Below are 9321 nucleotides of genomic sequence, written 5' to 3'. Positions count from 1 at the left end.
ACCTGGCAGTCTGGTTCGGTCTGCACGTGGTCTTTGAGGAGGTCGGGACAATCACGACTTTCGGGCTCGATCTCGATGTGCCCGTCTGGTCCTCGATCAATCTCGCGGCGGCGGCACTGGTGCTGGCCGCGCTTGTCGCAGTGTTTCGAGGCACGTCCTTTGCCCGGCTAATGGTAGTCCTTGAGAGACGAGGAGCAGCGGATACCTGAATAAGCTGAAGGAAAGTATCCTACCCTCACTTCCGCAAGCAGTTCATGAGGTGAGGAGGCCCGCCCTGACCGGTTCATTCCTCACCGAAGCAGTTTGTCTTCCAACCTCGCCAGCATGTCAGCATGCTTGCGCGGGTTGGACTGCTTCAGCCTGCGAATGTTCTCAAGCTTCCATCTCACGGCTGGCATGTGCTGCAGTGAGGGAAACGGCAGGAGGCTCCAGTCGGATTTTCCAGCTTTCAGGCCGATGAGAAAATCCCGCTCCGTGCGTGTCAGGCCCTTGGGCAACTCCTCTAACAGCCAGATGCGGGTTTCCTCAAGTGCTTCCAGGCCGACTTCATCCCGCGTCATGCCGACAAAGTCGTGGCGATAGGTGGCCTCGAGCGGTTGCGGGTTCGGTGTCAGGATTTCGTTGATAGGGCGATTGTGGGCGGCGACGTAGGCGACGAATGTCTGGCGTATGTCGGTGGTCAGCCCTTCGTGCTGCCGCAGCAGCAGGCAATCGAACCAGTCGCGCGGGTGCTGACGGTCCATCGCGGCGACAAGTTTGCTGCCATAGAGTTCCGCAGGGGCCAGGATCGGCAGCCGGAGGGTGCGCTTGAATTCGTCCGCCGCCAATGGGCAGAGCTCGGCTGGGTGCACGGGCAGCAGCGTACCACGGCCGACCGGGTTGACCTCAACCTTGACCTCGGAAAGACCCCGGCGCACAAACAGCTTGATATCGCCAGTGCCGGTCGATGCTTGCCGCCTGACGGCAAGTCCGCGCCGTCCCAACTCGGTCGCTGCCCGATCCAGTGCTTGAGATATCGCGCCGAGCGCTTCCTCGCGCACTCGATTTCCGTGAATGTAGACCACGTCGATATCTACCGAGAGCCGGGGCATGTCGCGGTGAAAAAGATTTATGGCCGTGCCGCCCTTCATGGCGAAATCCCCATCCCGAAAAATGAGCGGCGCGACATCGAGCAGAAGCTGCACGGTCTCGAAATAGCGTTTATCCACGATCAGGTCCTGATCGTGCCGGTTGCGTGGCGGCGTACATAGGGCGTGGCCGATCCAGTGTGGATCCGGGTCATGTCGAGTTTCTCCATGATTGGGAGGGAGGCCTGTTTGGCGAGATTCAGGAAAAGCCGCACCGCCTTGATGCTGCGACAGCTTTCCAAAAGCGGTTGCATCGGCGTCGCACGCAGGCCGAAGAGACTTTCGACGAGATGTGTGGCCTCTTCCAGCGTTTGATGTTGCGGGACCTCCCACAGCATTTCCAGGACGGCGCGTTCGGGTTCGGCAACCCGCAGATCCGCCATGTCGCGCCACGGTGCAACGCCTTGGGCATCATCGTCAAAAAGGTGACGCTTCCGCACTGTGAGGGGGAAATGCGCCTGCATCCATTCAGGCAAACGGAACCGGCTTTGCGCGAAAAGTTCGGTATCGGGGCGATGGGCAAGATTGTGCTGGTAGCCGTGCCAGGTCAGTGCCGTCTTGCCGCCGATATGGAAGGTGCCCGGCAGGGCAGCCAGAGAAAGGAGCAGTTCCGGTTCATCTCCGGCGCGCAGGAACCAGCCGTGCCCGAGCCTGACGAGCCAACCCGCCTGGACGTAATGATAGGCAAGCTGCGCCGACACGCCCTGCTTGGCAAGCCAGGCCGCTGTCAGCGGCTGTCCCGGCCGAGCATGCGTCAGAACCTGTTTCAAAAGGCCGTACTTTTCTAAAGCCATGCTATATATTTGGGCTGAAGTGCCGCACTGTCAATACGGCCAGTTTCAGAACTGCATATCTTTATAAAGCTCTGCTTTATAATTTGCCATACCAGTGCATGAGGGTCATAAGCGTTCAGTTAGGATTGGGCGATTCCGTTTCGGCTTCCGACCCCGCGCGGTAAGCATGACTACGCCGCCAGAAGCCGAGAGGACAATCGGAGCCTGTAGCGTATATCCGGTAGGTGTGGGGATTGACGGTAGCGGTCCTCCGCTACCACCCCTATAGCCAGTTTCTTTCGGGCTGGCGGTAGCTCCATTTCTTCCCCCATCAGCACGGACAACCGTCCCTTGATCTCGACTTCGATCGGTGCGCGCGCCGGCGTCGGGTGGATGATCACGCTATCGACCAGCCGGCGCAGCGGCGCGAGGATCGCGCCGTCCGGGGTCTCCCCGGCGGCTTCCTCGATCACGCGCGCCAATGCCCCGAGATCGCGCTTGTAGGCCGTCAGCGCGGCCGGATGAAGCTCGACGGCATTGATGGGCGGCGCGACGATGAGTTCGGCTTCCAGTCGCTTGATATCGGCATCGAGGGGCGGCTTGCGCTCGGCAAGGTGATCCGCATCGATGACGCCCTTCACCGCGAGGTCGATCAGCCGATTGATCTCGGCCTTCTTCCGCGCGAGCGCCGCCTCGATGCTTCCGCGATTGTTCGTGGCTTCCATCGCGAGCCGGCGGCGCTCGGCGATGTACGTGTCGATGTAAAGCGAAAGCGCCTCGGGATTGGCAAGCTGCGCCCGAACGGCGTCGAGGACGGCCCGCTCGATGATGTGGACGGGATACTTGCGCCGGTGGTCGCAGCTTCCGCTTTCGCGGGCGCGTGAGCAGCGAATGCGCGGCTTGCCGTCCGTTTGGCCGTCGAGGGTCATTCCGCTGCCGCAGCTTGCGCAGCGCAGGAGCCCCGACAGCATCCGCGGGGTGCGCGGGCGATAGCCCGTCGCCGCCCGCCGGCCGTCTACACGCGCCTGGACGGCCTCATAGGTCTCTGCGTCCACTATCCGCAGATCGGGCCGATCGACGCGCTGCCATTCACTCTCCGGGTTCATGCGGCTGACCCGCCGGCCCGTCTCGGGATCGCGAACCATGCGCAGCCGGTTCCAGACGATCTCGCCGCCATAGATCGGGTTGCGCAGCATTCCGTTCTGCCGGGTGCGCGATCCATTGATGGTCGAAGCGTTCCACACCTCTCCGCGGGGCGGCGTCACGCCGTCCCGATTGAGGCCATAGGCGATGTCGCGCGGGCTCCTGCCCGCTGCGAACTCCGCAAAGATGCGGCGGACGGCAGACGCCTCTTCCTCGATGATCTCAAGCTCGCCCGGCTTGCCGGGAACCGGCCGATAGCCATAAGCCTTGCCGCCCGGCGACATGCCATCGCGAACGCGGCCCTGCATCCCTCGGCGGACCTTGTGCTTGAGGTCTTCAAGGTAGACCGCACCGATCAGCCCGCGAATGCCGATCTGGACCGTGTCGGCCTTCCCATCATGGACAGCGATGATGTCGATCCCGAGAAAGCGCAGCTTCTTATAGATCGACGCCATGTCCTCCTGATCGCGCGACAGGCGATCAAGCGCTTCCACGATGACGACTTCGAACTTGCCGTCCTTTGCGTCCGCCAGGAGGCGCAGGAGGCCATCGCGCTCAATGATCGCCGCGCCTGTCTTGGCGCGGTCGTCATAGACCGCCGTGATCTTGAGATCATTCCGGCCTGCGAACTGCCGGCAGAGTTCGACCTGATCTTCAATCGACCGCGCGCTTTGCAGGTCGGTGGAGTATCGTGCGTAAGCGACCGCCTTGCGATGCATCATCATCCTCCAATGGACGATTGGATGTTTCCAACCCGGCACTCATAGCGTGGTCTCGGCGCGCAGCGGAACGTGCAATCGCCCGGATGAAGTCGGCAAGTTGGGGATCAATGGCCTCGGCGGCGGGATTTCGGCGCGCAACGGCTTCGCGCCGTCCGGATGTCGATCCGGTCGGTTTGGAGGGCCGCTGCTGATGTTTCCGAAGGGTCACCGCGTCGTTTCCAATTTCGAAGCGGTGCATCCTATTTGAAGGTAGGCCCCTAAAAGTCAACAAGTATATTTTCGTAAATGCGCAATAAAATTCTTGACTGGCAGTATGCGCGATCAGATCGGAAATGAAGTTGGAAATCCAACCTGTCACAGTTGGAGTAAATCGTGTCATTTCCGATTTGCTTTACGTCACAAACCACGCGAACCTTGACGCATTCCGGTTCAATGGAGAAGCGGACAGCAACAAGGATAATCTGATGGACAAGTCACCTGCCAACGTTTGCGACACCGACATGGTTTGCGAAATTGTTTCCGCCTTCTTTGATATCCGCGTTCGTGACATGAGCCTTGCGCGCCATACAGTCGCTCGGGATGTCGCAATCTATCTCGCGCGGTTCGGCGCTTTGGTCCCTGCTGCTCAAGTCGCGGAACGCTTCGACATGAAACCGGCGGCGATCCGCTCCGCGGTCGCCGCGCACGAAGAACGATGCGCTCACGACGCCGGATTTAGTGCCATCGCGACCAAGATCGAACGGATCGTTTTTGCAGCAATGATGGCTCGGCCGCAGGCCGCGTCCGCGCGGTAACGCCGGGGTCCGCTGCCTCTGCGTCCCTGATCTGGCGGGCTTCGTGGATGTCTTTGCGGGATAGGCCGATATCTTGAGGCGAGAGCTTGTTCTGATCTGGAACATGCTGATTGTCCGCTCGCGTCTTGACCTCGCCCCGCTCCTGCGCCGCGTCGTACTCTTCCGCGAGCAGCATCTTGCCTTGGGCCTCGGCGATGAGCTTGCTCGGCAAGCTTGGTGACGGTCGGCGGGTTCGGGCTTTCGACTTGGCGCTCGAAATCAGCGTCGGGAACGTTAGCAACACGAATGGCGGTCTTGACCTGCCGCTCGGACATTCCGGCACCGTCGCCAGCTTCTTTTCTCGTCAGAACTTTAGGGCCGTCGCCGTCCTTAATGTTTTGGTTCGCACCGTGGGCCGGCTCAATCTGCTTAAGCAGTTCCCCGGCGCGGCGGATGGCGCGGTCCTTTATCACCTAGAACAATAGCGTATCCTGCGGGCGGCTCCAAAATACGCTTCCAAGCTCGCGCAGACGAATTTCAGCTACCGCAGGCGATACATCGAAAGCTTGCGCCATCGCTTGATGATCGTTCACACCTTCATTCCAGGCTCTACGAACCAACGACTTCGGCATTAAAAGCGTGGCCGCATAGCGGTTGGCCTGGCGTTCACGGATGTCACCAATACGATTGTCTCGATAGAGCGCATTGTCGGTGATCCCGTCTTCGCCAATGAGATCGCGATGCAGCACGTAATGAGCGATCTCATGCGCAATCGTGAAGCGCTTCCGGGTGCGGCTATGGCGCGAATTCACGGTGATCATGAAATCTCCCCGCCACCAATGCTCGATCTTTCCCGAAATAGTGTCGGGCAAATCCTGCTCGACCACGCGAATTTTTAGCGCCTGCGCCATCCCATAGATATCGACCGGATATTCGCGCTGGAAGCGGTCGATGATATCGACCGTGATCTCATCCCTGCTCATCGCCATTGCTCCGTCCTGCCGCCGCTCCATAATCACGTTCGCTGCCTATACTCTCGTCAAGCCGGGTCACCGCATCGGCGGCTGTTCTCGAAGCGACATCCTCGGCAGTCCGCTTTGCAACGCGCTCGGCAATATCTCGCGCAGCGCTGTGGAGCGCCTGATAGCCCCAAATTGCCAAGCCCGCGATGAACAAGCCGAGGGCTGTCAAAATCACTGCGAGCGCCGTTAGTACGATCGTGATCAATTCCACTGACGTGAAACTGCCACTCGGGTCAAATCCACGACTGAAATATAGATAGGTCAGGCAAAGCGTCAGCGCACCGTTCAGAACGAACATCAAAGCGAATATCGCGCGTCGAGCTACCTGCATCTGCCCTCCCAAGCTCCGCGAAGCTGCACGTGTTTGTCGAATAGATCAATCCCAAGGGCGAAGCGCCGGCACCGGGTCTTGGTGGCGCTCCCCGGTCGCGATCAGTCGCTTTCGCGCTGTGCAGCAAACGCATTGATCCAATACCGGTCGCCGACGCTGGCGCGTCCGCCCGGCCGAAAGACTTCGGATACCTCGACCTCGATCAATTGGAACTCGCCCGGATCGTGATCCGCAGGGCCAGGCACGATCTGCGGCTCGGAGACCACGACCATGCTGGTGATCTCGCCGCCATTGCCGTCGAAGCATTCCGAGGCATCTGGATCGGCGCTCTGCACCAAGGCGGCGATCACCGCTTGCCAACCGTCCAGCGTGGGGCAGGCAAGCCCTACCTTCTCCCAAAAGGTGATCTGATCGCCCGGCGCGAAGCGGAGTGCTTCGACATCGCCAGGAACGCCGATGAGCGCCTTCTCCGGCACCCACCAATCGACGCCGCCCATCATGATCCTCCGGTAGACAAAGGGATCGAGCCGCCCGGCTGGGAAGTCGATCGTCTCGTCGGTGACGCTCACAAGGCGCGGGGCCGGAAGCTCGGGGCAATCATTGACCACCGCGTTCATGGCGACATAGTCCGATATCACCATCGCGCGGTGGTAATCCTCCCACCCCTCGCGGGTGCAGGCGACATTGTCGCCATCGCGCGGCCAGAATATCTGGCCGCTGGCCGGCGCGACCGAAGCCGAAAGCAAGCCCGCGAGCGCGAGCAGGCGAATTGTTGATGGCACGATGCCCCTCCCTGAAGTTTCAACCAGAGGGTAAGCTGCCGCCGCGCTGCAATCAATGCGAAGCGATCGCAGCGGCATCGAAGGTCGTCGGCACGAAGATCGAGCGGCCTTCTGCCGTGATCGCATAGACCATGCCCTTCCGTCCGTTTCTTACGACCTCGCCGAATTGCCGTGCCGCCTCGCGGGCATCCTTGAGATTGTCGAAGCTGCCGGTGTGATAGCGGCCCGTCCCCAGGAAGATCGTGGCGTCGAAGCGCACGGCGCTCGCGATGGTGGCGGGATCGATCGGATCAGGCTTGCGCGGCATATGTGGCTCCCAGGCGGTGGGTCCACACCTATTCGGAGACATCGCGGTTGCAACTCGCGAACGCCCTGTTTCGCTCACAATTCCAACTTACGCGGGAAACGGGCCTAGACAGACCAAGCCCTGCGGCAGGTCAGGGGGCGGGCTTGGAGCCCGCCCCTACAGCCCGAACTGCGCTCCCAAGTTCAACTTTATGATCGCCGCGTGGCGCGGCGGCAGAAGGTCAAGCCCTTGCTCAATTCGATCGATGATCGCCCGCGCCAGTTCCACGCTTATGCACGGAAACTCACGGGCATCTTCCAGTTCCCACGTCTGATGCTTCACGACCCTTGAAAGGTCGAGAAAGCTGTCGTGGCGCACAAGCTCATGACAGCCGGCGACGACTGCCAACTGATCCCGGCCACCTTGGCGCGCCTCGGTGTTTATCCAAACAAAGAAGCCTTCTGCGACGCATACGCAAATCGCGAATTTCGCCTTCGGAGGCTTCGTCAATGCGGTTTCGACAATGTAGACGTGGCCGAGCTTACAAGACGCCATAGGCCGCGAAGGACTTTGCTTCCTCGATGACCTCGGGGTCGGCCCCTTCGAGAATATCGTCCCATGACATCGGCGCGTTCAGCGCTGCTCGATCCCAGGCGACATGCTTGTGGGTCTCATCGGAGATCGCGCCAAACGAGCGATTGCGGCAATGCCCGATCGCGTAATTCAAGCACTGAATGTCCGTCTTGCTGAAGTATGAAAGGTCAGGCTCGCGCGCCGCCTTGTAAGCCGGATGCGCGCCTGCATCGGCTCGCTCCAACGCGCCGGCAACAATCGGAGCGTCTTTCGTCGCGACAGAACCTTTCAGCACGTCATATCCGAAGGACGGCACCGGGCCGTTCTCCATGGCGATATAGCGATCACCGACGACTGGACGCCCGAAGCGCCGCACATGCTCGCGTTCGGCGAAATAGAGGATTTTGGCCGCATGGAAACGTCCCACGCCTGGCATCTGCCGAGCGATGTAGACCAGGGCCTCGACGGCCTTTTCTTTGTCCACTGCGAAATCCATGGAGGATATATACGTGCCGGCCGCAGCTTCGGCAATCCGCGTCGCAAGGCCCCGAACCGTGACGAGCCCATCGAATACGAAAAAGGCCCGCGTCTTGCAGCCGCGGGCCTTTTCGGAGAAGCCGCCCGAGTGGAGCGGAAGGTTCGCATTGACCATAGCATCGCCAGCCGGCGCGGCAAGAAATTAATCCTACCGCCGCAACGTCGCCTGCGACCGCGCGGCGAGGATATGGATTTCGATCGAGGCGCTACGGCCTTTCCGCTTGAGCGATATGAAGCGCCGCGCTGCAAGGCGATCGAGAGACTGGCTCAATGTCGGCTTCGAAGTGGCGCTCTGAAATGCAAGCTTAAGCGTGGTGCATCGCAGTATGTCGGCCGTGCCTGTCATCGCGGCGATGGTCGCCGCGACCCTGAAGGCCGATGGCGTGACCGAGGGATCGATGCGGGCGCGGTTGAGCCATTCGGCGCGCTCAAGCAGCCGAGCGGCCTCGATCGCGGTCTGATCGGCCGCGTCAGCCATTCTGGCGCTGCCGGCGCACCTTCTTTCGATGCGCGCGACTGCAAGCGCCACAGTCGGCCGACAGGCCGTCCGTGCGGCCATTGTGCTTGTAGAAGGCCGAAGCTGGTTTCACCTGCCGGCAACGCGAACAAGCTTTCTCTTTCGGGATCGCGATCGGCCGGCGGATACGATGCCGGGTCTGCTCGCGTTCGCGGAGCCGCGCGCGTTCTCGATCCTGGCCGCAAGGCACACAGAACTGCCGCCGGCCGATCACCTTGATCCCGCAGGTCCGACATTGCTTGACCGCAGGCGGGGCGCTGCCGAGCGGCTGGCAGCGGTAACAAAACATGCGCTCCGAGAAGCGGATCAGCCGAAATTCGTCATCGCAGGCTGCGCAACGCACTACATCCTGCATATCCAGCCTCCATCACAACCAAACAGCGAATTTCGCTGTGCGAAAAACATTCAAAGATCGGGCGGCAGCGGCCCCGCCCCGCAGGCGAGCCCAATGCGGCCCCTAACCGGGGGGAGGCGAGCAACATTCTTGCTCGGGGCGAGGCCGCGCGCGGGTAGCGGGGCGATGCGGCGAGGTCGTCATCGCGCCGTGATCGCCGCGCCGAAGTCATAGGTCTCGCCGATGACGAAGGCAGAGCGCAGGCTACCGCTGACGGCGATCTCGACCGTGGCCGGCTTGTCGCGGTTCGTGCTGATGAAGCGGGCACGGATCGTCTCGCCACCGTCTTCGGTAGCCTCGACCGCGATGCCGATGCAGCGGACTTCCGCGACGGGCTGCGC

At 61.2% G+C, this 9321-nt stretch carries 14 protein-coding genes and 1 pseudogene; 3 read left to right on the top strand and 12 right to left on the bottom strand.

What is annotated here, in order from left to right; translation table 11 throughout:
* Nucleotides 1-209 (top strand): annotated as a pseudogene (locus PZ895_RS00580) (hypothetical protein); the annotation flags it as partial.
* A gap of 81 nt (nucleotides 210-290) precedes the next feature.
* Here PZ895_RS00580 and PZ895_RS00575 read toward each other — a convergent pair.
* The 3 genes from PZ895_RS00575 to PZ895_RS00565 form a co-directional block, all read right to left on the bottom strand.
* Nucleotides 291-1208: a nucleotidyl transferase AbiEii/AbiGii toxin family protein gene (locus PZ895_RS00575; protein ID WP_275837092.1), complete on the bottom strand. Its 918-nt coding sequence runs from the start codon at nucleotides 1206-1208 to the stop codon at nucleotides 291-293.
* A gap of 2 nt (nucleotides 1209-1210) precedes the next feature.
* Complete coding sequence (locus PZ895_RS00570) at nucleotides 1211-1921, bottom strand: type IV toxin-antitoxin system AbiEi family antitoxin domain-containing protein (RefSeq protein WP_275837091.1); 711 nt, start codon at nucleotides 1919-1921, stop codon at nucleotides 1211-1213.
* Nucleotides 1922-2091: 170 nt separating this feature from the next.
* Nucleotides 2092-3768 carry a recombinase family protein gene (locus tag PZ895_RS00565; protein WP_275837090.1) on the bottom strand — a complete coding sequence of 559 codons (1677 nt, stop codon included), beginning with the start codon at nucleotides 3766-3768 and terminating at the stop codon, nucleotides 2092-2094.
* 329 nt (nucleotides 3769-4097) lie between these two features.
* On the opposite strand from PZ895_RS00565, the gene PZ895_RS00560 reads away from it, so the two are divergent.
* Together PZ895_RS00560 and PZ895_RS00555 are read left to right on the top strand one after the other, a co-directional pair.
* Entirely contained in the window at nucleotides 4098-4559 is a 462-nt protein-coding gene (locus PZ895_RS00560) for a hypothetical protein (protein WP_275837089.1), read from the top strand.
* A 194-nt stretch (nucleotides 4560-4753) separates the two neighbouring features.
* The gene (locus tag PZ895_RS00555) at nucleotides 4754-5023 is read left to right on the top strand and encodes a hypothetical protein (RefSeq protein ID WP_275837088.1); all 270 of its coding nucleotides are present in this window, start codon (nucleotides 4754-4756) and stop codon (nucleotides 5021-5023) included.
* Here the strand turns inward: PZ895_RS00555 and PZ895_RS00550 are convergent.
* From PZ895_RS00550 to PZ895_RS00510, 9 genes are all read right to left on the bottom strand, one after another.
* A complete protein-coding gene (locus tag PZ895_RS00550) occupies nucleotides 5012-5527 on the bottom strand; it encodes an ImmA/IrrE family metallo-endopeptidase (RefSeq protein WP_275837087.1) in 516 nt (171 codons plus the stop codon). The genes PZ895_RS00555 and PZ895_RS00550 overlap by 12 nt on opposite strands.
* A complete protein-coding gene (locus tag PZ895_RS00545; RefSeq protein ID WP_275837086.1) occupies nucleotides 5508-5891 on the bottom strand; it encodes a hypothetical protein in 384 nt (127 codons plus the stop codon). Before PZ895_RS00545 ends, PZ895_RS00550 begins: the two co-directional genes overlap by 20 nt.
* A gap of 101 nt (nucleotides 5892-5992) precedes the next feature.
* Complete coding sequence (locus tag PZ895_RS00540; RefSeq protein WP_275837085.1) at nucleotides 5993-6751, bottom strand: hypothetical protein; 759 nt, start codon at nucleotides 6749-6751, stop codon at nucleotides 5993-5995.
* Nucleotides 6726-6980 (bottom strand): hypothetical protein, encoded by a 255-nt coding sequence (locus tag PZ895_RS00535; protein WP_275837084.1) that lies wholly within the window; start codon nucleotides 6978-6980, stop codon nucleotides 6726-6728. Before PZ895_RS00535 ends, PZ895_RS00540 begins: the two co-directional genes overlap by 26 nt.
* A gap of 156 nt (nucleotides 6981-7136) precedes the next feature.
* Nucleotides 7137-7469 (bottom strand): hypothetical protein, encoded by a 333-nt coding sequence (locus PZ895_RS00530; RefSeq protein ID WP_275837083.1) that lies wholly within the window; start codon nucleotides 7467-7469, stop codon nucleotides 7137-7139.
* A 31-nt stretch (nucleotides 7470-7500) separates the two neighbouring features.
* The gene (locus PZ895_RS00525; protein WP_275837082.1) at nucleotides 7501-8016 is read right to left on the bottom strand and encodes a Panacea domain-containing protein; all 516 of its coding nucleotides are present in this window, start codon (nucleotides 8014-8016) and stop codon (nucleotides 7501-7503) included.
* Between the two features lie 201 nt (nucleotides 8017-8217).
* Nucleotides 8218-8547 carry a hypothetical protein gene (locus PZ895_RS00520; protein ID WP_275837081.1) on the bottom strand — a complete coding sequence of 110 codons (330 nt, stop codon included), beginning with the start codon at nucleotides 8545-8547 and terminating at the stop codon, nucleotides 8218-8220.
* Complete coding sequence (locus PZ895_RS00515) at nucleotides 8540-8941, bottom strand: hypothetical protein (protein WP_275837080.1); 402 nt, start codon at nucleotides 8939-8941, stop codon at nucleotides 8540-8542. Before PZ895_RS00515 ends, PZ895_RS00520 begins: the two co-directional genes overlap by 8 nt.
* Nucleotides 8942-9120: 179 nt before the next feature.
* On the bottom strand, nucleotides 9121-9321 hold a 201-nt coding region (locus PZ895_RS00510; RefSeq protein ID WP_275837079.1), incomplete at its 5' end, for a hypothetical protein.

It is taken from the genome of Mesorhizobium sp. YIM 152430, assembly GCF_029210365.1.
GTDB lineage: Bacteria > Pseudomonadota > Alphaproteobacteria > Rhizobiales > Rhizobiaceae > Aliihoeflea.
The sequence above is the reverse complement of the archived record's forward strand: the minus strand, read 5'-3'. Positions and strand labels throughout refer to the sequence as shown.